Below are 21,550 nucleotides of genomic sequence, written 5' to 3' on the forward strand. Positions count from 1 at the left end.
ATACCCGGGCCGCCAGCGGTACCCATATCGCGCCTGATCTACTCGCCCACGTCTCGCCGTTGGGATGGGAACACATCAATCTAACCGGGGAATATCGCTGGCCCAAATCCTTAGCGTAGGATTCCGCCCCCTCCCGCAAACGCCCCCTGTGATGCTGGCGATGCGCGATGTGGGGCCGGAGGGGTTCGGGAAGAAAAACCGGGGCTGGAACAGCACCGAGCTGTTGAAGGACTGGCGCGAGGCGTGGAGCGCGCACGTCAACGAGCGCATGGCCGAGCTGGGGCTTGAAGGGCGGATCGACCATCGCTCCTATGAGGCGCAGGGGATCGCGCTGGAGCCGCAGCACAAGATCGGCCCGGCAGCATCGCGCAGACCGGAGCAGGGGCTTGAGGCCGAGCGGATCGAGGATCACGCGCGCATCGCCCGCGACAATGGCGAGAAGATCATCGCCAACCCGTCGATCGCGCTGGACGCGATCACCCGGCAGCAGGCGACGTTCACCACCCGCGACCTGGCCGTGTTCGCGTTCCGGCACAGCGACGGCAAGGAGCAGTTCGACCAGGTGATGACCGCGGTGCGCGCCAGCCCCGAGCTGGTCGCGTTGGGGAAGGACGGACGCGACCAGGAGCGGTTCACGTCGCGCGACATGATCGCGGTGGAGGCCCGGCTCGAGCGCAGCGCCGGCGCGCTGGCGGCGCGCGACGGTCACGGCATCGCCGATCGCCAGCGTGACGCCGCGATCGGCGCGGCCCAGGGCAGGGGGCTCGTCTTGTCGGCCGAGCAGCGCGACGCCCTCGACCATATCACCGGCCGCAAGGGGCTGGCGTCGGTCGTCGGCTACGCCGGCAGCGGCAAATCCGCGATGTTGGGCGTCGCGCGCGAGGCTTGGGAGCGGCAGGGCTACCAGGTGCGCGGTGCGGCCTTGTCGGGGATCGCGGCCGAGAACCTTGAGGGCGGGTCCGGCATCCAGTCCCGCACCCTCGCCAGCCTTGAGCACGCATGGGGGCAGGGGCGCGAGCAGCTAGGCCCGCGTGACGTGCTGGTGGTGGACGAGGCGGGCATGATCGGCTCGCGCCAGATGGAGCGGGTGTTGAGCCAGGCGCGTGACGCCGGGGCCAAGGTCGTGATGATCGGCGACCCCGAGCAGTTACAGGCGATCGAGGCGGGCGCGGCGTTCCGCAGCGTCACCGAGCGGCACGGCGCGGCCGAGATCACCGAGATTCGCCGGCAGCGCGAGGATTGGCAGCGCGACGCCACCCGCGCGCTGGCGACCGGGCGCACCGGCGAGGCGATCCACGCCTATGACGGCAAGGGCATGGTCCACGCGGCCGACACGCGCGAGCAGGCGCGGGGCGAGCTGGTCGATGGCTGGGATCGGCAGCGCCAGGCCGAACCGGGCAAATCCCGCATCATCCTCACCCACACCAACGCCGAGGTCCGCGAGCTGAACGAGGAAGCGCGCGGCCGACTTCGCGCGACCGGCGACCTTGGCGACGACGTGACGTTCAGCGCCGACCGGGGGACGCGCGCGTTCGCGCGCGGCGACCGCCTGATGTTCCTGCGGAACGAGCGGTCGCTAGGGGTGAAGAACGGCACGCTTGGCACGATCGAGCAGGTATCGGCCGAGGGGATGAAGGTTCGGCTCGACAGCGGCGCGCGGGTCGCGTTCGACGCAAAGGACTATGCCGCGGTCGATCACGGCTACGCCGCCACTTTCCATAAGGCGCAGGGCGTGACCGTCGATCACGCCCACGTCCTCGCCACCCCCGGCATGGACCGCCACAGCGCCTATGTCGGCATGTCGCGGCATCGTGATGACGTGCAGCTCCATTACGGGCGCGACGACTTCGCCGACCAGCGCCAGCTCGTCCGCGCCATGTCGCGCGACCGGGGCAAGGACATGGCCGGCGACTATGCGCGGCCCGAGCAGGACCAGGCCCGTGCGTTCGCCGATCGGCGCGAGATCCGGTTCCCGGAACTCGCGCGTCAGGTGGCGGAGAAGGTGCGCGACAAGGCCAGGGGCATGTTCGCCGGGTTCCGGCCGAAACCGACGTCGGAAAAAACGACGTCGCCGGAGCGCATCGCGGCCGATCGGCCGCTGGCGCCCTCGCAGGCCCGTGCGATCGAACGCTATGGGCGCGCCGCGGCCGATATAGGCCGGATGCGGGAGAAGGGGTTGCCGGTGCTGGCGCACCAGGAACAGGCGCTGGCGAAGGCGGGCGACGCGCTCGACCAGGTGCGACCGAATGGCGCGCGCGACCTCGCCAGCGCGATCGAGCGCGACCCCCAGCTCGCACGCGCCGCGGCCGAAGGGAACACGGGCGGCGCGGCGAAGGCGATGGAGGTAGAGCGCCAGGTCCGTATCGACCCGGAGAAGCGTGCGGGGCGCTTCGTGGAGCAGTGGCAGGACATGAAGGCGGCGCGGGCCAGTATGGAGCGCGCCGGCGACCGCGCGGGCGCGGAGAAGCTCGGCAAGCGCATGGAGAGCATCGCGGGCGGGTTGCATCGCGACCCGCAGCTCGAATCCGCCTTGAAGCGGCACGCGCCCGAGCTGGCGTTGAACATGGAGCGGGGCCGGTCGATCAGGCAGGAGCTGGCGCAGTCGGTCGGACAAGGCCGCGACCGCGATCGTGGCATGAGCCGGTAAGGGGGACGGGTGACGGACGAGGACGATCAGGGCGGAACCGACGCGGCCGAGGCGTTCGAGGCCATGCGTGGCGAGCTGGCGCTGTTGCGCCGCGCCGTGGAGGGTCTGGCGGCCGAGCGCGGCGCGATCGACGTTCCCGACTACACCGAGACGTTAGGGCGGATGCAGCAGGGCGTGGACGCCACGGCCGCCCGCGTCGCGCTCATCAACGACGTGATCGTGCGGAGTCCGGCGCTGGCGATGACGCCGGAGCAGATGGCGCAACGGATCGCCGCGGTGGGCAACGCCGCCCGGCGCGAGGATCAGGCGGCGCTCGCCAAGGCGGGCGAGGACAAGGCCCGCGTCATGGCCGAGCTTCGCGCCATCGCCGGGTCCGCATGGACACGCGCCGACCAGAGAAACCGGCAGCTATGGTTCGCCTTGGGCGGGGTAGCGGCCGGCATCCTCGCATGGGCGATCGTGCCGGGCCTCGTCGCGCGCGAGCTCGCGCCGGCGAGCTGGCGATGGCCCGAGCGCATGGCGGCGCGGACGCTTGACATGCCCCGTTGGGAGGCAGGTCAGCGGATGATGCAGAGCGCCGACGCCGCACAGTTCCGCGCGATCGTCGCGGCCGACAAGATCGTGACGGCCAATCGTGAAACGATCGAGGGTTGCAGCAAAGCGGCGAATCGGGCGCGTGCCACAGTGCGATGCACAATTAAGGTCGCCCCGTAGTGGCCGCGTATCTATTCCGCCAAGCAATTGACAATAGACAATCCGGCCCGGTCCTCACCGTGGCACGCTTGGGCGGGTCCAATTAGAGGTCGGCGCATGGCTTCACGATCAGGCAATCAATACTAAGCGTCGTTAACCATCTTCTAATGCTTACAGTGCGATCATACAGATGCGATAGAAGTCGCACCGGGGTGAATATGAGCAGCATCTCCATCAACGACGTTATGGCCCTGCGGAACGCCGTCCTCGACAAGAACGCGGCGCTTCGGAATATAGCGAGCAACCCGAATTCTGTCGCCGTTTCCGCGGCTGCGAGAGGAGCGGCTTTTGACGCAGCGATGAACACCGCGCTGGGAACGGTGGATAGCCCAAATTCCGTCTCAGGGGTGAGCGGAGCGGCGGGCGTGTCGCAGCCAGGACACGCGGAGCCAGGCGGCTTCGCCTCTACTTTTCAGACGCAGCTTCAAAAAATTAACGCGATCAATGCGCGCGCTGGTGCTTTGACGGTCGCCTACGAACGCGGGGACGAAACCGACATTGCGAAGGTAATGCTCGCGCGGCAGGAGTCCTCGATCGCATTCGAGGCAACGTTGCAAGTTCGTAATAAAGTGCTTTCGGCCTACAAGGACATCATGAGTATGCCGGTCTAGCGCAATCTGCCGAAAGCACATCGCCTTGTCGCTAATCCGGTGCTGCGAAAAACGTTCGCACGCCAGCCCCCGCCTGCGTCCGTCAGCTGCCCTTCGGTTTCCGAGCGCTGTTGTGCATGGACACGATCTTCCATCCTCCGTTCACCTTTTTCAGCACGCTTGTGGCGACGCCGAGTCTTTCGGCGGCCTCGCCGGTTCTTGGCTCGATTCGGTAACGGTAGGTCTCGGTCGCAAGGGCAACCGACCCTTCGAAGCGGACGTCGACCTTGTAGTCGGAGAAGCGGAACGATTTGAACTGCCGCAGCTCGGGACCAAGATGATGGGCGAGGTAGGTGGCGTAGGTTCCTTCAGGGCTTCCTGTCTCGAAGACCCGCGCGTCAATCGTAAACAGTTTTTCGGTTCCAGCGACGTCAAGCTTCTCGATCGCGTTTTTGTACCGTGAGAGCACAGCCTCCACGGCCCGTGTATCGGCATCGCGGGCGACCGGCTGAGCCCACGCCACAACAGGCACGGCGATCGACATGAGCATAATCGTTTTCACGCCGGTGTTCATTCATGATCTCCCAAATAGACTGTCCGGCTTTAGGCTATCACCGCTTGATGCGATATGGAGCAGCCGACTGACCGTCAGGTCGCGAAATGGTCGAGGCTACCGTGTACTAAATAGCCCTTAGCCAACTTTGGATGGCAAGCACGATGGTCACGGCTCACCATCAAACCGAGCATCCCCGCCGTTGTCACGTTATACCAAAAACTGAACAGATGCGGAACCTCGCGGTCCGGTATGCTGAATCAAGAAGCTCGACGGTCACCGGCCAGGGGCTTAGGTCTTGGTTCAGCGAATGGGGATCACACCGACAATATGGCCACGCAACCCGACCAAATTACTACCGGAGAGGATCACGGTGGCCTCGTTCGTCGTCTTATTGCCCGTTGGCGTGACGATCCTGGCGCAACCTACCGAAGCTGGTTTCTGTGGGACGAACGGTTGAAAAACTTCCGCTCGATCCGGCGTGGTATTGGCCAGGTCGTTGGTGAGATCGAGCGCGGCACGTTCGGCGTCGCCTACCGGGGATCGTCGCTCGAAACGGTCGTTCATTCCGTCGCCGAGCAGCGTCAAATTTTCAAAGGCGCTGACCATGCCTTTCTCTGGAAGCCGAAGCTCCGCATACCCGATATCTACGAAAACCCGGAGAACCAGCGGGCGTTCGGTCGCTTGCTCGACGCCTGTTCGTGTTGCGACACGGCCGAGGAAATTATTGGCCATATCCACACGATCGATCGCTTGAAGATCAAGGGGCTCGGGCCCGCGGTCGCCAACCTGCTCTATTTTCTTCACCCGACGCTGGTGCCGCCCTTCAACACCGCGATCGTCAAAGGCTACAACGCGCTGACCGGCTCGAAGGTGAAGCTCGGGAGCTGGGAGCATTTTCTGGCGATGCGGTCGGGTGTACTCGACTTGAACGATCGCCACCGCGACCTGCTATCGAACGACCTGGGTGCGATTGGCGGCTTGCTGTTCGACATCGGCTTCGATCGCTACCCGGCCCCTCCTCTCGATGTTAGCGGCGAGGCGCTGGCAAGTTGGGGACAACGGCTTGAGACGGCGCGCGAGGAGGCGCGCACGCTCAGCAAGGCGGCGCTACGCGAAGGCGAGAACGAGCGCACCCATACTGAAATCCAAGCATGGCTTCGCGATCTAGGACTCGCGCTCGGCTATGACGTGTGGATCGCATCGAACGACCGCAGCCGTGCCTTCAATGGATCGCCGTTGGGACATGGGTGCCTTGAGCACCTGCCCGCCTCCATCGCAACCTCGAAGGGGGCGGATTCCATCCGTCTAATCGACGTGCTGTGGCTTGAGCGCGGCGGCGATCACGTCGCGGCAGCGTTCGAGGTCGAGCATTCGACGTCGATCTACTCGGGCATTGTGCGCATGCTCGACTTGGCGCTGAGCGGCAGCGCCCTCCACGCGACCGCAGGGCTGTTTCTGGTCGCACCCGACGCCCGCGAGGCGGATGTCCGCGCGCAGTTACAGCGTCCCGCGTTCAGCCGCGTCGCCGATCTCGACATATCGTATCTTCCCTACGGCGAGCTGGAGAGAAACCGCGAGGCAATCGCCAGGTTCGGATCGGGGCTTAAAGCGATCAAAGCCATCTCCAGCAAGCTGGCTTGATCGAGAGAGGTAAGGGGTACGCGCGCGCGCCGCGTATTTTCAAATGGGCGGGGGCTCAGCTGGAGATGAATGATGCATCAGATCGATCCCGAGATGAAGGCGTGCATGGACGCCTGCCACGAATGCCATGTCACCTGCCTCCACATGGCGATGAACCATTGCCTTGAGGCGGGAGGCCGACATGCCGAGCCGCAGCACATGAAGATCATGGCCGATTGTGCGCAGATTTGCGCGGTCGCGATCGACTTCATGGCGCGGAAATCTGAGCATCACCGGCATATCTGCCGCGAGTGCGCCGAGATTTGCCGGGCGTGCGCGTCGAGCTGCGAAGGGCTGGACGGCATGGAGGATTGCGTCGCCGCGTGTCGCAAGTGCGCCGAGGCTTGCGACAAGATGGCCGCGTAAATGGCCCGAGGGCGGCGCTTTCCCCGCCGCCCTCCCGTTACATTGCGAGCCAAGGCGCGTGAGACGGTGCGATGCACGGTCAGGGTTGCGGCAACGCTTTAGAGAGGGGCGTTGTCTGCCCTGCCGCTAGTAGGCTAGCGGCCCGCCCGCCCGCGGCTTGGCGCGGCGGTTCCAGGCAAACCCGATCACGATCACGGCAAGCATCAGGAGTTGTGCCAGCACCGACTGAAATGTCGGGAACAGGCCCAACATCGAGATACGTGGCACGCTGGCGAGCGGCGCTATGTCGATGATCCCCGCCTCTTGGAGGGCAGCGACTCCCTTACCGGCCAGCACGACCGTCAGAGCGGCCATCAGCCACGAGCTGTAGCGGAAGAACTGCGTAATCGGCAGCGTCCGGCTGTAGCGGAGCATGGCCCAGGCGATGACGGCGAGAAGGCTGATCGCTGCGCCGGCGCCGGCCAGCAGCATCGCGGTGTTACCCTGTGTCGAGAGCGCGGCGTAGAAAAGGATCGTTTCAAAGACCTCCCGATAGACCACCAGGAATGCGAGCCCGAACAGGAACCATCCCGACCCGCTCGATAGCGCCCGTGACATTTTCTCCCGGATATAGCGTTGCCACTGATCGGCTTGGGCCTTGCCGTGCATCCAGATTCCGACCGAGAGCAGCACGATCGCGGCGAACAGCGAGCCGAACCCTTCGGTCAGCTCCCGGCTCGCGCCGCTGATCCCGATCGCATAGGTGGCGACGGCCCAGGTAAGCCCGCCCGCGATGAGCGCCCCGATCCACCCGCCATGCACATAGCGCAAGGCTTCTGGCCGTTCCGCTTTGCGGAGGAACGCGATCATGGCGACCACGATCAAAAGAGCTTCCAGCCCCTCACGCAGCAGGATCGTAAAGGCCCCCAAGAAGGTGGACGCCTGCGTCGCGGCGTCGGGCGCGAGCGCCGCCTCGGCATCATCGAACAGGCCGCCCAGCACTGCCACTCGTTCGGCCACATCATCGGCCGACGTGCTGCTCTCCACAGCGGCGCGATATTCTCCCATCGCGCCTTCGATCCTGGAGATGAGCGTCGGGTCGCGCGCCGAGAGCGTCGGTTCGATCGGCTCGAACCCGTCGAGATAGGCGGACAGCGCCAGTTCCTTTGCGCCGCGCCGGTCGCCGCGCCGGAACGCGGCGAGGCTTTGCGCAAGCTTGGAGCGAGCGACCGCGAGCGAGCCCGGGGCTTGTTGCATCACCTGATCGGGGTGGCGCCGCAGATAGGCGAGCACCGCGTCGGCTTTCGCCTGCCCGATGCTGCCCGCAAGCGCGGCGGGGGTGAGCGCGACCAGGGTTTTCAAATCGGGGATCCGCGCCCGCAAGCTCGGCTGGGACTTCCACAGCCGTTCGCCTTCGACCGCTTGCGCGTCGGTCAGGGCGAAGCTGCCAGCGCGGAACGCCAGCGCCCAGCGTTGATCGTTCGGCAGATCGGCGAAGCTCTGCATCGCGGTCCCGTCGATGCCTTGGCTTATCACCTGATAGAGCGCGAACACGCTGCGCTGGCGCGCCCGTTCGGCGTCGGTGAACGCGATCGGCGGCGGGTCGAGTCTGGCAGCGTCAGGCCCATGTCCGTCGCCGGTGAGGCCGTGGCAGGACGAGCAGCTTTGGACGTATAGCCTTGTTCCCATGGCGGGGTCGGGTGCCTTGGCGGGAGCGAGCGGCACCGGATAGGCCTTGAGCAGATCGGCGGCGAGGCCATGCGCGAGTGTCGCGACCTCTCGGGACGATCCCTTGCGGCCGATCACGGCTTCGAGCTGCGAAGCGCTTTGGATTAGAGATTGCCGCTCAGGCGTCGCGGGAAGTGCGCGGAGGCGCGTCGACACCCCAGCGGCGAACTCCGTCATCTCCGCGTATTCGGACGCGCTTATGACCGCGCCGTTGGCGACCGCACCGCCATAATCGACCGCCATATAGTCGAGCAGACGCCAAGCAGTTTGAACATCGCGGGTATCGGCCATCGCCGCAGCGGGGATCAACAGCAGCATAAGCGACGCGACCAGCGCGACCAGAGGTGACGGCATATGGGTGATCGATTCCAAGCTTCACTCGTCGCGGACTATGCGAACAACTCTCATTAGCAGTATTGGGCAGCGTGCGCGACCACCAATGGCAGGATGATGAACATCGCCGCCGGAGAGCTGGCGGGCGATCGTCTCCGGCGACAAGATCGTGACCGCGAACCCGGAGACGATCGGGGGGGTAGAAAAGCGGCAGCGAAGGCGCGTGACGGTGTGCGATGCACGATCAAGGTTTTCGATGAGGCTAAGCAGTGATTGAAGATACTTTCAGATCACGTACTTGTCCCAGCTTGCATAATGCTCGGCGCTGCGCTTTCCCCTTGGAAAGCTGAGGCCGACGAGCGCAATGCCGGCTACGACCGAGGCCACGGCCCCAAGGTGACCAACGCCGTCGAGGAGGAAAGGCGCGGCCACAAGCCAGGCTCCGAACGCGACGTTGATCAGCCGCAGCGCGCGGGCAACTTCTGCGGTGGCGATGATCGCGACCGTGATGACCAGCGCACCCACAACGTGATCGCTGTTCGCCATACCGCCTTCCGTGCCGAACAGTATTCGGGTCAGCATCAGCAGGACGCCGATGACGATGCTCGCAGTCAGCGTCCATGGCAGGGTCAGTCCCTTCTTTGCGCCCGCCCAGAAGGTGCTTGGCGAGGCCATCGCGTCCGACGCGTCCACCGCTCCCGCCTCTATCGCGTCACCCTGGAAGAAGGTGCGGATCAGCGGTTTGCCTTGCCGGCGCGCCCAGAGAAGGAACTGACCCATCGCAATCACCTCGTCGAGCGCGAAGGGGATCATGATCAGCATGGCGAGCGCGGCGATCAGCGCCAGCGTGCTCCATGTGCCGATGACGATGGGCTGACTGATGATGAAATAGATGCTGATGACGCCGAGCGGGATGACAAGGATGCCGAAGAAGGTCACCATCCACGGCATGGTCCGCCAGCGGTCGCGGGTGCCCATTACCGCCATCAGGATCTCGAGGACATAGCTGACCGTGCCGAGCCCACCATCGGGAATCGGCCAGGCCTTGGACATGTCCGAGGTGATGATCTCCTCGGTGCCGTTGCGTGGATCGCTCAGGGAGCCGGCGAAAAACGGCTCCCAAACGCCGTCAATATGCCCCAGTTGGTAGGCGGTGAGGATGCGCGAGGTGAGAAGGCCGATCAGACCCATGGCGACGATCGGCAGCCGCTGTGCGTCGGTGGATGGCGAATAGGTCCAGCCGGGCGGGATGTTCTTGGGGTCCATCATGCCCGCCATGCTCATGCCCGGCATCATCGGCACGAGCACCGACAGGGCGATCACGGCCGAGCCGATGAGCAGGTTGTTGTTGTACTGAGCGGCGCTCGGGCTCCAGAAGATCAGCGGGGCGAAGAACAGCCAGATGCCGACGAACGCGACCGCCCACTGCGCCCATGTCTTGGTGCGCGGAACGAGCGACAGCGCGCCGAACAGCACGATGGCGAGGCCGCTGACGACATCGCTGATGGCCAGCGCGTTCGCCCGCCACTCGATCGACGGCAGCCCGCGATCAATAGTTACGAAGCGCGCCGCCTCGCCGACACTGTGAGTGGTCACGGAGTCGTAGATAAGCGGGCTGGAGGCGAGCCACAGCCCAAGACCGATGTTTGCGTAAAGAGCCCAGCGCGCACGGCGCTCGTCGCGGTCCATTATGGCCATGTGATCGCCGTGTGCACCGTGACCGGTCATCGCCATGTCCGCCGCGCCAGGTCGGTGCCCCATGGCAGCATGGTCCATGCTGCTATGGTCCGCAGCCCCGTGATCCATGTCGGCCATTCCACCGCCTGCCGCTGCGGGTTGTTGGCCCGGCGCTACAGGTTCGGCCTTTAGCTTATCGTGCCAGGCAACCAGATTCTCGTTAAGCTTGTTGTTCCGATACCAGGCCCGCGGGTGGCGCTTCAGCGCGGCGACGATCGTCGGCAGCGTGTCCCGGAGGCGATGCTTCGGTTCCCAACCGAGCAGCAAGCGGGCGCGTGAAATATCGAGGATATAGTGGTCGTTGCTGCTGTCGATCATCCAGGGCTGGATGAAGTCGTCGCTGCCGAGCGCTTCGTTCTGCAGGATGATCCCGGCTTTCGCGAGCGGCTGCGGAATCCGGATCGTCTTCCAGCCCTCGCCGTGGAGCGCCTCGCCGACGATGTCCTGGATCTCGGCATAGCCGGGTGCGTCGGGCTCGCCGATGAGCAGCGGCAGTTCTGACGGCAGTTCGTGCCGCCGATCGACCAGACGCAGCACGGCGTCAGCCAAGTCGTCGCGGTGCACCGATGACTGCGCCGCACACAGCATGCCGGGATAAAAATGCGAAATCAGGCGGTGCTCGTAAATCTGCGATATCTGCTGCGCGAGAAAAGCCGAGCGTCCGTAGTCGTCGTAAACTCCGGCGGCGCGCATATAAACGACGGGGATGTTTCCGTGGCGCTCATGCAGCAATGTCTCGGCGTCGACCTTGGACTGCGGATAGGCCCAGGACGCGCCGATCGGCGAGTCCTCGTTGATGCGCTCGTCGGGTGTGGGGGTCGGCTTATGAACGAGCATCGTGCTGGCGAAGACGAATTGTCCGACTTCGAACGATTGCAGCCCGTCAATCAGCCGGCGGGTGCCCTGCACGGTGACCTTGTCGTAGAGCGGATTGGGGTCACCCGTGATATCATAATAGGCGGCGAGGTGGATCACCGAGGCGATGCGGTTGCCGTACCGTGCGCGCACCTCGTCAAGCGCAACTCGGACCGCTTCGTCTGACCCGAGGTCTATGTCGATCGCCGCCGCGGGCGGCGGTGGGTCGGGAGGGCCGGCGCGATCAAGGCCGACGACCGTGTAGCGCTCGCCGAGCTGGGCAATCAGCGCTGCGGCGATAAAACCGCTCGCACCCGTGATGAGGACGACTTCGCCACCCTGGCCGCTGCCGGCTTCACTGCGTTTGCCATCGGTCATGACTTTGCCACCCTTGTTCATTCATCTCTGAAAACACTGACAGGCCCACCCGGACCAACCCTCTCGCACGCCCAGCTTTGCAGCGCGACGCGGCCTTCCCGCAAGCGCCTGTGGGCGACTTAGGGCGTCGGACACGTAAGCTCAGTCCAAGCGGGGGGTGTCTTGGGAGGCGAGGGTTAAGCCGCGTAAGTGGGTAAAAGAAGGTGGAAGGCCTGAGCGGCGCTTGCGTGGACGGTTGGTCCATAGCGCTTACATGCCCGACGCGGGTGGCGCGAGGGTGCCTAGCCATGCCACGAGCGCCAGGATGCCGATCACGCAGGCTGTCTCGACCGCAAGGCTGACCCGCAGCGCCGTAAGCGCCCCGCCATGGTCGTTCATGGCAATCGAGCGCTCGAAGGCCGGCGTGAGGCGGAACCGATTGAGCGAAGCGAGCCCCAGCATCGCTGCGAACAAAACCAGCTTGGCGAGCAGCAGCAGGCCGTAGAGCGTCGTCCCCAAGGCCGCGAAATTGGCTGGGCCGACGAGCAGCCAGCTGTTGATCAAGCCGGTGACCACCAGGGTAACAACCACGAGCGTGCCGACGGCGCCGAACCCATGCAGGGCGCGATGGGTCAGCCGAAGGTGCGCGGCATCGATCTCCTCGGTGCGACGCGTCAACAGGAGAAGCAATCCGAACAGCGCGCCGACCCATATACCGCCTCCCAAGAGGTGGAGGATGTCCGCACCGAGGTGAAGCCATCCGGTGCTTCCCTCGTCCATGGCGCCGTGCCCGTTCCACGCGAGTGTCGCCAATGCCGCGGCGGCGGCAATCATGGCGATAGCCAGCCACGATGCTCTGCCTCGCGCCAGCAGGGCTGCACCGACGGCGATGACCAGCGCCACCATACGCACCTTCCAGGCGGTGCCAACCGGTGGCCCCCCGAGCAGCGCGGCCACCGCTGCCTGGTCGATCGGCCAGAATGCAGAACCGGCCATCGCCGAGGCCATAAGGATCAGGCCAACGGCTGAGAGCAGCAACCCGAGCGCTGCGCTTGCCGTGAGCCAAGGCCGCAGCGCGATGGCATCATCGCGCTCGCCAAGACGAAGACCATAGAGGCTGAAGGCCGACAGGCCGAACAGCGCCGCCAGGACCAGGTATAACGCCAAGCGGATGGCGACGGTCGGCCAGTCGAGCATTCGCTCACTTCACCGTGAAGTTGTAGCTGCCGGTGATTTTGTGTGTATCGCTAGAGACGACCTGCCAGCCGACGCTGTAGCGCCCACGCGGGAGGCGCTGCTTCGGGGTGATGGTGAGCGTCCGGCCATCGGCGCCGACTGCGGCGCTGCTGGGCATTTTCATGGCCGCCATGCCCGGCATCGCTGCCATGGTAAGGTCGGCCTTGGAGAAAGCCGGCACGAGTTTCTCGCTGAACTGAAGGCTGATCTTCTCGGGGGTCGCGACGGCCGCGTTGGCGGCGGGGCTGGAGGACACCAGCTTCGGGTGCGCGTTCGCCACGCCGCCTGCGAAGAATAAGGCCGCGGCGGCAGTCGTGATGAACAAGCGACGCATCAGGGTAATCTCCATTTCGATTGGGTTCACCTGTATTACGCAGCCGGGCGGGTCACCCCTCACGATCTTTTTCGTGCCGACGCACCGCTCTCGATGAGGGGCCGGCGGTGGCGGCGCGTATTCAGAAGGGAGCATGGGGCGCTTTTCACCGCGTCTCCTCTCGAGACGAACTGTGGCCGCGGGCCTGGACGGGCGCATGCGCGGGGTAATGATGAGGTTGCGATTGACCGATCAAGGCTGGACGGGCGACCCCGAGGAGGTCATCGACTGTCTGATTGTGGGCGGCGGTCCAGCGGGCCTCATGACCGCGATCTATCTGTCGCGGTTTCTCAGGAGCTGCGTCGTCTATGACGCGGCGGCAGGGCGCGTCGCCTCCATCCCGCACTCGCGCAACCTGCCAGGATTTCCCGGAGGCATTTCCGGCGTCGCGTTTCTTGCGCGATTGCAGGCTCAGCTGCGCGAATATGGCGGTACGGTCCAGAGCGGTGAGATCGACGCAATTGTCGCCTTAGGCGACCACTTCTCGGCAACCTGCGAACTGAACATCTTGCGCGCGCGGACCGTTGTCCTCGCGACCGGTGTCCTCAACCGGCGTCCCGAGATGCCCGATGCGATGCATGACATCGGCGTGGCGCGTGGGCTTCTCCGCTATTGTCCGATCTGCGATGGTTATGAGGCCCGGCGGATGAACGTGGCGGTGCTCGGCGGCAGTGGTCATGGCGCTGAAGAAGCTGAATTCCTGAGGGCTTATGGGGCCAAGGTCACGCTTCTGGCTGAGCGCTCGCTCGATCTCGGGCCGACCGAACTTGCCAAGCTGAACCAGCAGGGCATCGATGTCGCCCCCTCGCCTGTCGAGCAGCTGCGTCTTGGCGACTGTGTCGAGGTGCGGTTGGCCAATGGCCTGGAGCTGCAATTCGACACGCTTTACCCTGCGCTCGGCTCGTCGCCTCGGACGCGGCTTGCCACTTTGCTGGGCGCGAAGCTCAGCAAATTAGGGTGCGTGCTGACCGATGCCCACCAACAAACCTCGGTTGATGGCGTGTACGCAGTCGGCGACGTAGTAGAAGGGCTCGATCAGATCAGCGTCGCAGCCGGGCAAGCGGCAATCGCTGCGACTGCAATCCATAATCTGTTGCGCGACCGCGACAGCGGATTGTGGTCCGCCATCGCCGGGCTGTATCCCGCTCGGAGCGTACCGCCGACGTAGTGGGAGCCACTGGCGGTGCACCGAGCGAAAGCCGCCAACAAAGCGCTGATCGCCGGCTCGCTTGTCATCTTCTTCGGCTGCTTCGCGCTTATTCGTATCCACACGACGATCGGCGACACGGCCTTCCTCCGTTCGATGATCCCGCACCACGATCCCGAGGCTTGCGCGGGAGTGCATCGAGACAGTGTGCTATTACCAGCGTCGGGGGTTGCTCGACACGCCCTAGCGGGGCCGGGCTCGCCGGCGGCATCCGACGCTATGCTTGAAAAGGCCTACGGCACGAAGGTCGGCGCTGCCGCATTTCGTCGCATTCTCCTTCGCAGCGCGCCAACACGCGACCGGCTACTAAGCGTCGGGGCCCCTCAGAACGCCAAGTGGTTTATTCCGCCGTGCATGAAGGTTCCGCCGAGGAACCCCTGGATTGAGATCGCGAGTGTCATCAGGCCAAGCACCGCCCAGTACAACGACCGCGACCGCTCGGGACCCTTGCGGTGGCGCGCTGCCATCCAAGCCAGCGCGACGCCGAAGACCGCGATCGATGTCCCGAGCCAGCGATGCGTCATCAGGATAGGGTTGCGGTCGGTCAGGTAGAACCCGCCTGCGAACCAGCCCAGGAACGCCGCCACGATCGCTCCCAGCGCGCCGACGACCAGCATTATGTGTGCGACATGCTGATAATCCCGGTTGCGGCGCCATAACCCGAACAGCTCCACCCCGAACGCACCGATGAACAGGGCGATGGGAAAATGAATGACCATGGTATGCACCCGCCCCAGCCAGCTCACAAGCCGTTCGCCGAAAGTCTTGTTCTTGTTGGCGGTCTCCTCGTGCATGCCGCCCATGTCCATGTCGTCGCCGGCGATGTCGCGGCCGCCCATGTTCATGTCCACGGTCGACATAGAGCCCATGCCCATGTGGCCGTCGCCAGCGTCCGCCCCATCTGCTTTCTGCGTCTCGGCTGCGCTGCTAGCGGCCGGCCCGGGATCGGCCCCGAGCGCATCGTGATCTTCGTGCGCCGATGCCGACGTGCTTACTGAGATTGCAACCGCAAGGAGTAGAGCGAAAGCCCCGCCTCGTTTACCGCCCATCACCCAACCCCTTGAACCGTGTTGTTTCAATCCAGTTTACGCACGCCGCGCCTTCTTCCCTCACCTGCCCAGCTTCCTTTGTGAAACTTTCCGTCTGCTCTTCAAGACGGACTGGACGCCACAGCTACGCTGGCTGCGGCGACCGCGTCATGCCACTCCGCCAAAAAACATCGGCCGATCAGCTGCCGTGGCGGGCGAACAAGCGGCGTCCGCCGGTGCCGAAGGCGACCACGTCATAGGCCTGCGCCTTGACGCCCGGCACTTCCATTCCCGGCGAGCCGAGCGGCATACCGCCGACCGCGAGGCCCCGCACGCCCTTGGGCCGGGTCGAAAGAGCCCGCTTCATGTCGGCGATCGGCACGTGGCCCTCGAAAGCGATGCCATCGGCGATTGCGGTGTGGCAGGACGAGACGTCCGCGGGAACGCCCGCGCGCTTCTGCAGCGCCGGGCGGTTGGGATCATCGACGACGCGCACCTGACGGCCGAGCTGCTGCTGCACCTGCGCCGCCCACTTGGCGCAACAGCCGCAGCCGGGGTCGCGGTGCATAACGATCGGGGTAGCCGCGCTGGCGGCAACCGGAACCAACAAGGCTGCGGCAGTAAGCGCAAATCGCAACGCTGACTTCATGGAAAAATCTCCTTGGTCGTTCCTCCCGTCTCCTCGCTGGGGGCGGGAGGAACGAGGCTTATTACTGAGGACGCTTGCCCATCGACCGGAGCATCGCCTGGAGTTCACCGATGCTCTTGTTCTGCTCGGCAATCGATTTCTGGGCCATTTGCCGGGTCTTCGCATCGGGCGACTCCCGGAGAACGATCTGCGACATGGCGATCGCACCGCGGTGATGCTCGATCATCTTGCGGACCCACGTCTCGCTCGCATTAGCGCCCTTGGCCTTCATCATCTTTTCGTGCATCGCCATTTCGGCGGGCATGAAAGGCGTGTTCATGCCAGGCATGTTGTCGTGGTTCATGCCTTGCATTTTCGAATGGTCCATGCCCTGCATCTGCTGCTGAGCCAAAGCGGGGCTCGCCGACGTCGCGGCCAGAGCCAGAAGTGTTACTGTCTTGAACATCGACTTCTCCTTCTTGACCTCAGCCAACCCGACAAGACTAGTCGGCCTCAAAACCATGTGCGAATGCCCAGAACGAGGCTGGTGGATATCGCATCCTCGCCATCCTCGCGTGCAAAACGAGCAGAACGGCCCACTCTGCGCTCGTACGAAACACCTATATAGGGGGCGAACTCTCGCTTCACCTCGTAGCGCAGCCGCAAGCCAAGCTCGATATCCGACAAGCCCGAACCGATCCGGTCTGCCGGAACGTCCTGCGCCGCAAACTCAGCTTCGACACGAGGCTGGAGAATCAGCCGCTGGGTGATGCGCTGATCGTAATAGCCTTCAACGCGGCCCAGCACGTCTCCCTTGCTAGACAAGAACAGTGCGCCCTCGACATCGAAGAAACCCGGAGCCAGGCTCTCAAAACCGACTGTCGCGTAAACACGCGAGGGATTAGGCTTGAAGTCGTACCGGATCCCTGCCTGAAAATCGGTATAGGGTCCGATTGCCCGTGCGTAGAGCGCCTGCAGCTCCGCCCTTTCCAAGCTTCTCCCAAAGTTCCCTTCGCCCTCGGTTTTAAGAACCAGACGATTAACGTCGCCACCGTACCAGGCGCTGCCATCCCAACGATAAGCATCGCGACCATCCCGGATCTGGACTTCAGCCAGGTTGAATATGACCTGCGAGAAATTCTGCCCGCCGTGCATCGACCGCAGATGCTGCTGCGAATGCGCCATGGCAGCGGCAGAGTAGACCTGGTCCGCGGCACGATCCGTCGGAATGGGGGGCGGCGGAGCGGTGCCGGCCTGCAGGTTGGTGCCGATCATCGCCGCGCCCGTGCCTGAGGGCATGCTTCCCATGTCGTGTCCCGGCATGCCTTGCATCGCGCCCGAACTCTGGCCCATTCCCGGCATCGATCCATGGTCCATGCCTTGCCTGGTGCTTGGCTGGCCGGAGGCGGCACCGCCGGAGGCACTTGGCATGGCCGACATGTCGTGCGCGGTATTGGGGTTGGGGTTGGCTCCAGGCGTATTCATGCCCGGCATGGTCGTCATGTCATGACCGGCGTGAGGATCGGCAACGATCGTTGCAGGGGCCGGAGGCTTGGCGGGCTGATTCGCAGCGGGCTTGGCCCCCGATCCCGTTTTCGCGGGCGGTGTCGATCTAGCGGCGGGCTTTGGGGACGCTTTGCGCGCGACGGGCTTGGTCGCTGCGGGCTTCTTGGCGGCCGGCTTTTTAGCGGCCGGCTTTTTCACCGCTGGCGTATTTGACGGCGGCATCTTCATGCCCGGCATATTGGAATGGTCCATCTGCGCGGCCACCGGACTTGCGAGGCCAAGTGCCGCGCCGCCAGCGATCAAGAGGAACTTAGGCTGCATCGCGGTTCTCCTCGCCCATCGGGCGAACCGTCACGACACGCATCATCCCCGCGGTCATGTGATAAAGATTGTGGCAGTGGAACGCCCAGTCGCCGGGCGCATCGGCCGTTACGTCGAATGTCATCTTACCGCCGGGCGCCACATTCACCGTGTGCTTGCGAGGCGCGAAGTCGCCATGTCCGGTCACCAGCTCGAAGAAGTGGCCGTGCAAATGAATTGGGTGCGGCATCATCGTGTCATTGACCAGGGTGACGCGCGCGCGCTCGTCCTTGCGGAACGGGATGGGGTCGGCAGGGTCGCTCATCTTCTGGCCGTCAAAGCCCCACATGTAGCGCTCCATATTGCCCGTCAGGTGGATCTCCAACTGACGCGACGGGGCGCGAACGTCCGGGTTGCGGTCGAGCGCGACAAGATCGCGATAAGTGAGCACGCGATGATCCGCGTCCTCCAGCCCCTGCGGCGGCTCGCCCGTGCGGTCCTTCGGCATCGGCGAGATGGTCTGCACTCCCGGCCCCATCTTGACGCCGGGCGCGTTCTTGGGGTTGCGCATGTTCATGTCCATGCTGCCGCCTGACCCATGATCCATCCCGGCCATGCCGCCGCTGCTCATCTGACCATGGTCCATGCCCGCCATCCCGGCAGCGCCCGCCGCCATTTGGCTATGGTCCATCCCTGGCATAGCGCCGCTCATCTGGTCGCCCCCCATCCCAGCCATGCCGGCCATCGCAGCGCCTACCGCCTTCGTTCCGTGATCGGTGGGCTCTTTCCACCCGGTGAGCTTCCACAGGTTGCGCGAGGCATTCTGCATCAACGTGGGATCCGGCCCGCGCTTTGCGACCGGGTTCTCGTCCGCCATACCGGACATCCCCTCCATCCCGCTCATGTCCATGCCCATGTCGGTCATGGTCAGCAACGTGCGCGGGCGGAGCGGCGGGACCGGGGCGATCATGCCCTCGCGCGGGGCCAGTGTCGCGCGCCCCATGCCGGATCGGTCGATCGCCTCGGAAACGAAGCTGTAGGCGCGGTCCTCGGGCGTCACGATCACGTCGAAGGTTTCCGCGACGCCGATCTGGAATTCGTCCACGGTTACCGGCCGGACGTTCTGGCCGTCGGCCTGCACCACCGTCATCGGCAAGTCAGGGATGCGCACGTTGAAGTTGGTTTGCGCCGCAGCATTGACGATGCGCAGCCGAACCCGCTCGCCCGGTCGGAAGAGGCCCGTCCAGTTGTCGTAAGGGCCAAAGCCATTGACGAGGAAGGTGTAGGTCGACCCCGTAACATCCGCAATATCGGCCGGGTCCATGCGCATCTTGCCCCATTCCATCCGATCCTTGAGGCGCATCTCGCGGCCGGCGAGCAGCCCGCTCAGCGTCGGGCGCTGATAGTTGAAATAGGCGCCGCCCATCTGCTTGAGCTTGCGGAAAATTTCCTCGCCCGTCATTTCGCTATGGTCGGAGAGGACGATCACATGCTCGCGGTCGAACGCGATCGGGTCGGCACCGGCCGGATCAATCACGATGGGTCCGTAGAGCCCTGCCTGCTCCTGTTCGCCCGAATGGCTGTGATACCAGTAGGTGCCCGACTGCAAGATCGGGAATTCGTATACGAAGGTCGAACGCGCCTTGATGCCAGGGAAGCTGATGCCGGGCACGCCGTCCATTTGGAACGGCAGAATGAGCCCGTGCCAGTGAATCGAGCTATCCTCGTCGAGATTGTTGGTCACTGCGAGACGGACGTTCTGGCCCTCCTGGAGGCGGACGAGCGGTGCGGGCACGGTGCCGTTGACGCCGATTGCCGGCGTCGTGATCCCGTCCATGACGAGCTTCATCCTGTCGATCGTCAGCGCGATGTTTGTGCCCGACACGGTCGGCAGGGGCCTGGCGATGCCGCGCGACACAGGTTGCGCCCAAGCCGGCAGGTAGGCCGACATGGCCAGCGTGCCGCCAAGCATGGCGGTTCCGCGCATTACGTCGCGCCGGTTTAGATTGCGGCTCATGCCTTTCCTTCGCTCCAGTTCAATGCTTGCGGCCGGCGGCGGGGGGGGGGGGGGGGCCGCCGACCTTATCTTTCATTACGCGCAAATAGGCTCATCCCCTCACGCGAAGTCGAGAATTTTCGATAATCTTTCACGCGCACGCCGGAGCCGCGTCTCCACGGCCTTTCCGCTGATCCCCAGCGCGGCGGCGGTTTCCGCCTGGGACAAGCCCTCCACGGTCCGCAGCAAAAGCGTCTCCTTGAGCGTGGCCGGCAGCTCGGACACCGCGCGCGAAAGCCGCGCAAGCTCTGCGCGATCGAAGGTGATGGCGTCGGCACCCGGCGCCTCGTCCCGCTCACTCTCCATGGTGTCGGGCGGCAGCGAAGAGGCGAACGATAGTATCTGGCGTATGCGCCGCCGCCTGTGCCAGTCGCGGCTCTTGTTGATCGCCACGCGGGTCAGCCACGCAGCGAGCGGCCGATCTCCGTCATACTTTCGCAAGTTCTGAAAGGCGGCCACGAAGCATTCCTGAGTGAGGTCAAGCGCCTCTTCGGCGTCGCCGATATGCGAGCGGATCAGGCGGTAGACCGGTCTTTGGTGCCGCCGCATGATCTCAGCGAACGCAGCCTGACGTCCGGCGAGCGTCAAGGCGGCGAGTTCGCCGTCCGTGCAGGCCGCGAGATCAAGGCTCACCGCGCGTCTGCGGTCAGCGCCTTCACCACCGCGCGGTCAAACGTCCTCGCCTGGTCGGGCCGCAGGATCTGCCGCATCGCGAACATATGGTTCAACGTCTCCTTCTGGAGCTCACCCATCGCGCCGTGCGAACGATCGACGGCGGCCGCGACCTGCGGCCCGTTACCATGTTCGGCCTCGATGGCGGCGGCGAGCCGGGCGTTGTCGGCTCTGAGTTCCAGCTCCAAGGCACGCCTTCGAACGGTGAAGTGAGACTCCAGCATCTGGAGCTTGGTCTGTTGAGCTTCGTCCAGCTCGAGCCCGTCGTGGAGCAAGCTGTAAAGCTCAACGCCCGGGCTTGGCGGGGAGGGGAATAACTCACGTCCAGCCCACACGCCTGCGACCGCCGCCACGAACGCGACGATGGCGATCAGCATCGTCCTCCGGGCGCCGCTCGTCACTGGAACGCGAGTAAGGTCGAAGGCGCTAGCGGCATGGCAGGCCCGAAGGGTGTTAGCGTCGGCACCTGCGCAGTCGTCGCTGCGGACGACAATCCGCCGCCCACCACTCCCAAGGCGACTGCGCCTAGCGCTGCCAGCATGCCGGATCGCAGCGTAACTCCGCCGCCCGCGCGCCGCTCCGCCGCGATCAACCGCATGACATCGCCTTCCAGTTCAGCAAGCCGTGGATGAAGCGGTTGCTCGGCAAGTCGGCGCAACGCGCTGTCTAAATTCATGTCCATGTTCATTCCTCCGCCGTCCTCACATCCATTACGCACGGCCGGTGAACACCCCTCGAGTCCGAAGCGAGCGAATGTCACACACCCCCCGGACGCGGCTGCGCACTCTTCCATTGCGTCCAATCGCTCGCAGCTCGCTAGGGTCAGGACCCATTGAAATGGGAGGCTCGATATGATTCAGGCTCCGCAAGGAGACTGAGTATGAGCGACCTGTACTGGCTGACGGATGAGCAGATGGCACGGCTTGAGCCATTTTTCCCCAAGAGCCATGGCCGCCCCCGGGT

The 21,550-nt window shown here is 64.6% G+C and carries 20 protein-coding genes and 2 pseudogenes; 9 read left to right on the forward strand and 13 right to left on the reverse strand.

The features are described 5' to 3' along the window. The 4 genes from F4U95_RS25590 to fliE all read left to right on the forward strand — a co-directional run. The coding region (locus F4U95_RS25590) for a Tn3 family transposase (RefSeq protein WP_150426860.1) at window positions 1–119 on the forward strand (119 nt) is incomplete at its 5' end. A 32-nt stretch (window positions 120–151) separates the two neighbouring features. Further along, on the forward strand, window positions 152–2,647 hold the full coding sequence (traA, locus tag F4U95_RS23360) for a Ti-type conjugative transfer relaxase TraA (protein WP_150426898.1): 2,496 nt from the start codon (window positions 152–154) through the stop codon (window positions 2,645–2,647). Between the two features lie 9 nt (window positions 2,648–2,656). Next, window positions 2,657–3,361, forward strand: a complete 705-nt coding sequence (locus F4U95_RS23365; protein WP_004212966.1) for a DUF6118 family protein — start codon at window positions 2,657–2,659, stop codon at window positions 3,359–3,361. A gap of 197 nt (window positions 3,362–3,558) precedes the next feature. Continuing rightward, window positions 3,559–4,011: a flagellar hook-basal body complex protein FliE gene (fliE, locus tag F4U95_RS23370; RefSeq protein WP_037491557.1), complete on the forward strand. Its 453-nt coding sequence runs from the start codon at window positions 3,559–3,561 to the stop codon at window positions 4,009–4,011. Window positions 4,012–4,093: 82 nt separating this feature from the next. On the opposite strand, the gene F4U95_RS23375 is transcribed toward fliE, so the two are convergent. After that, window positions 4,094–4,564, reverse strand: coding sequence for a YybH family protein (locus tag F4U95_RS23375; protein ID WP_004212962.1), 471 nt, complete (start codon window positions 4,562–4,564; stop codon window positions 4,094–4,096). 309 nt (window positions 4,565–4,873) lie between these two features. On the opposite strand from F4U95_RS23375, the gene F4U95_RS23380 reads away from it, so the two are divergent. Beyond that, window positions 4,874–6,187 carry a hypothetical protein gene (locus F4U95_RS23380; RefSeq protein WP_004212961.1) on the forward strand — a complete coding sequence of 438 codons (1,314 nt, stop codon included), beginning with the start codon at window positions 4,874–4,876 and terminating at the stop codon, window positions 6,185–6,187. Between the two features lie 69 nt (window positions 6,188–6,256). Further along, on the forward strand, window positions 6,257–6,592 hold the full coding sequence (locus F4U95_RS23385; protein ID WP_231735705.1) for a four-helix bundle copper-binding protein: 336 nt from the start codon (window positions 6,257–6,259) through the stop codon (window positions 6,590–6,592). A gap of 126 nt (window positions 6,593–6,718) precedes the next feature. Here F4U95_RS23385 and F4U95_RS23390 read toward each other — a convergent pair whose 3' ends face one another. From F4U95_RS23390 to copC, 4 genes are all read right to left on the reverse strand, one after another. Continuing rightward, window positions 6,719–8,653 (reverse strand): cytochrome c/FTR1 family iron permease, encoded by a 1,935-nt coding sequence (locus tag F4U95_RS23390; protein ID WP_150426902.1) that lies wholly within the window; start codon window positions 8,651–8,653, stop codon window positions 6,719–6,721. Between the two features lie 264 nt (window positions 8,654–8,917). Continuing rightward, the gene (locus tag F4U95_RS23395; RefSeq protein ID WP_150426899.1) at window positions 8,918–11,602 is read right to left on the reverse strand and encodes a vitamin K epoxide reductase family protein; all 2,685 of its coding nucleotides are present in this window, start codon (window positions 11,600–11,602) and stop codon (window positions 8,918–8,920) included. A 249-nt stretch (window positions 11,603–11,851) separates the two neighbouring features. Then, on the reverse strand, window positions 11,852–12,778 hold the full coding sequence (gene copD / locus F4U95_RS23400; protein ID WP_004212957.1) for a copper homeostasis membrane protein CopD: 927 nt from the start codon (window positions 12,776–12,778) through the stop codon (window positions 11,852–11,854). A gap of 4 nt (window positions 12,779–12,782) precedes the next feature. Then, on the reverse strand, window positions 12,783–13,151 hold the full coding sequence (gene copC / locus F4U95_RS23405) for a copper homeostasis periplasmic binding protein CopC (RefSeq protein WP_030541571.1): 369 nt from the start codon (window positions 13,149–13,151) through the stop codon (window positions 12,783–12,785). A 223-nt stretch (window positions 13,152–13,374) separates the two neighbouring features. Between copC and F4U95_RS23410 the strand changes: the two genes are divergently transcribed. Both F4U95_RS23410 and F4U95_RS25300 read left to right on the forward strand, forming a co-directional pair. Beyond that, a complete protein-coding gene (locus F4U95_RS23410) occupies window positions 13,375–14,358 on the forward strand; it encodes an NAD(P)/FAD-dependent oxidoreductase (RefSeq protein WP_223308235.1) in 984 nt (327 codons plus the stop codon). A 24-nt stretch (window positions 14,359–14,382) separates the two neighbouring features. After that, window positions 14,383–14,508: pseudogene (locus F4U95_RS25300) on the forward strand (DUF305 domain-containing protein); the annotation flags it as partial. A 212-nt stretch (window positions 14,509–14,720) separates the two neighbouring features. On the opposite strand, the gene F4U95_RS23420 reads toward F4U95_RS25300, so the two are convergent. The 8 genes from F4U95_RS23420 to F4U95_RS23455 all read right to left on the reverse strand — a co-directional run bounded on the left by F4U95_RS23420 (window position 14,721) and on the right by F4U95_RS23455 (window position 21,269). After that, window positions 14,721–15,446, reverse strand: coding sequence for a DUF2231 domain-containing protein (locus F4U95_RS23420; protein ID WP_246171694.1), 726 nt, complete (start codon window positions 15,444–15,446; stop codon window positions 14,721–14,723). A 178-nt stretch (window positions 15,447–15,624) separates the two neighbouring features. Continuing rightward, window positions 15,625–16,074: a DUF411 domain-containing protein gene (locus F4U95_RS23425; RefSeq protein WP_150426900.1), complete on the reverse strand. Its 450-nt coding sequence runs from the start codon at window positions 16,072–16,074 to the stop codon at window positions 15,625–15,627. A 61-nt stretch (window positions 16,075–16,135) separates the two neighbouring features. After that, entirely contained in the window at window positions 16,136–16,519 is a 384-nt protein-coding gene (locus F4U95_RS23430) for a DUF305 domain-containing protein (RefSeq protein WP_030541567.1), read from the reverse strand. Between the two features lie 47 nt (window positions 16,520–16,566). Continuing rightward, window positions 16,567–17,880: a copper resistance protein B gene (locus F4U95_RS23435; RefSeq protein WP_007407010.1), complete on the reverse strand. Its 1,314-nt coding sequence runs from the start codon at window positions 17,878–17,880 to the stop codon at window positions 16,567–16,569. Continuing rightward, on the reverse strand, window positions 17,870–19,876 hold the full coding sequence (locus tag F4U95_RS23440; protein WP_030541566.1) for a copper resistance system multicopper oxidase: 2,007 nt from the start codon (window positions 19,874–19,876) through the stop codon (window positions 17,870–17,872). The genes F4U95_RS23435 and F4U95_RS23440 overlap by 11 nt, the downstream gene beginning before the upstream one ends. A 99-nt stretch (window positions 19,877–19,975) precedes the next feature. Beyond that, the gene (locus tag F4U95_RS23445) at window positions 19,976–20,548 is read right to left on the reverse strand and encodes an RNA polymerase sigma factor (RefSeq protein ID WP_004212943.1); all 573 of its coding nucleotides are present in this window, start codon (window positions 20,546–20,548) and stop codon (window positions 19,976–19,978) included. Beyond that, a complete protein-coding gene (locus F4U95_RS23450; RefSeq protein WP_150426901.1) occupies window positions 20,545–20,964 on the reverse strand; it encodes a periplasmic heavy metal sensor in 420 nt (139 codons plus the stop codon). The genes F4U95_RS23445 and F4U95_RS23450 overlap by 4 nt, the downstream gene beginning before the upstream one ends. 20 nt (window positions 20,965–20,984) lie before the next feature. Then, entirely contained in the window at window positions 20,985–21,269 is a 285-nt protein-coding gene (locus F4U95_RS23455; RefSeq protein WP_030541564.1) for a hypothetical protein, read from the reverse strand. Between the two features lie 198 nt (window positions 21,270–21,467). Here F4U95_RS23455 and F4U95_RS23460 point away from each other — a divergent pair. Next, window positions 21,468–21,550, forward strand: a pseudogene (locus tag F4U95_RS23460) (IS5/IS1182 family transposase); the annotation flags it as partial.

It is taken from the genome of Sphingobium limneticum (assembly GCF_008710165.1).
Lineage (GTDB): Bacteria > Pseudomonadota > Alphaproteobacteria > Sphingomonadales > Sphingomonadaceae > Sphingobium > Sphingobium limneticum.

What these genes read in the sequence shown, in the direction of transcription:
- traA (WP_150426898.1), top strand. Translation starts at nt 152, where the DNA reads ATGCTGGCGATGCGCGATGTGGGGCCGGAGGGGTTCGGGAAGAAAAAC.
- fliE (WP_037491557.1), top strand. Translation starts at nt 3,559, where the DNA reads ATGAGCAGCATCTCCATCAACGACGTTATGGCCCTGCGGAACGCCGTC.
- F4U95_RS23375 (WP_004212962.1), bottom strand. Translation starts at nt 4,564, where the DNA reads ATGAACACCGGCGTGAAAACGATTATGCTCATGTCGATCGCCGTGCCT.
- F4U95_RS23380 (WP_004212961.1), top strand. Translation starts at nt 4,874, where the DNA reads ATGGCCACGCAACCCGACCAAATTACTACCGGAGAGGATCACGGTGGC.
- F4U95_RS23385 (WP_231735705.1), top strand. Translation starts at nt 6,257, where the DNA reads ATGATGCATCAGATCGATCCCGAGATGAAGGCGTGCATGGACGCCTGC.
- F4U95_RS23390 (WP_150426902.1), bottom strand. Translation starts at nt 8,653, where the DNA reads ATGCCGTCACCTCTGGTCGCGCTGGTCGCGTCGCTTATGCTGCTGTTG.
- F4U95_RS23395 (WP_150426899.1), bottom strand. Translation starts at nt 11,602, where the DNA reads ATGACCGATGGCAAACGCAGTGAAGCCGGCAGCGGCCAGGGTGGCGAA.
- copD (WP_004212957.1), bottom strand. Translation starts at nt 12,778, where the DNA reads ATGCTCGACTGGCCGACCGTCGCCATCCGCTTGGCGTTATACCTGGTC.
- copC (WP_030541571.1), bottom strand. Translation starts at nt 13,151, where the DNA reads ATGCGTCGCTTGTTCATCACGACTGCCGCCGCGGCCTTATTCTTCGCA.
- F4U95_RS23420 (WP_246171694.1), bottom strand. Translation starts at nt 15,446, where the DNA reads ATGGGCGGTAAACGAGGCGGGGCTTTCGCTCTACTCCTTGCGGTTGCA.
- F4U95_RS23425 (WP_150426900.1), bottom strand. Translation starts at nt 16,074, where the DNA reads ATGAAGTCAGCGTTGCGATTTGCGCTTACTGCCGCAGCCTTGTTGGTT.
- F4U95_RS23430 (WP_030541567.1), bottom strand. Translation starts at nt 16,519, where the DNA reads ATGTTCAAGACAGTAACACTTCTGGCTCTGGCCGCGACGTCGGCGAGC.
- F4U95_RS23435 (WP_007407010.1), bottom strand. Translation starts at nt 17,880, where the DNA reads ATGCAGCCTAAGTTCCTCTTGATCGCTGGCGGCGCGGCACTTGGCCTC.
- F4U95_RS23440 (WP_030541566.1), bottom strand. Translation starts at nt 19,876, where the DNA reads ATGAGCCGCAATCTAAACCGGCGCGACGTAATGCGCGGAACCGCCATG.
- F4U95_RS23450 (WP_150426901.1), bottom strand. Translation starts at nt 20,964, where the DNA reads ATGCTGATCGCCATCGTCGCGTTCGTGGCGGCGGTCGCAGGCGTGTGG.
- F4U95_RS23455 (WP_030541564.1), bottom strand. Translation starts at nt 21,269, where the DNA reads ATGGACATGAATTTAGACAGCGCGTTGCGCCGACTTGCCGAGCAACCG.